General features: G+C 68.0%; 1 protein-coding gene. It reads left to right on the forward strand.

Annotated features, from left to right (window positions below; genetic code table 11):
• Positions 1-272 (forward strand): biotin/lipoyl-containing protein (locus tag CS062_RS25240; protein WP_303645169.1); only part of this gene is annotated, 272 nt, incomplete at both ends.

A 272-nucleotide genomic window follows, 5' to 3' on the forward strand; every position in this document is an offset into this window, starting at 1 on the left:
CGGCTGCCCCGGCGGCAGCGCCCGCGTCGGCCGGCCCGGTCGACATCGTCGTGCCCGACATTGGCGACTTCGACGAGGTCGCGGTGATCGAGGTGCTGGTCAAGGTCGGCGACACGGTCAAGCAGGAGCAGAGCCTGATCACCGTCGAGAGCGACAAGGCCTCGATGGAGATCCCGTCCTCGCATGGCGGCGTGATCAAGCAGCTGCTGGTCAAGCTGGGCGACAAGGTGTCCAAGGGCACGAAGATCGCCGTGATCGAGGCCGCCGGTGGC

It is taken from the genome of Roseateles chitinivorans, from assembly GCF_002761755.1.
GTDB classification, from domain to species: domain Bacteria; phylum Pseudomonadota; class Gammaproteobacteria; order Burkholderiales; family Burkholderiaceae_C; genus Roseateles; species Roseateles chitinivorans.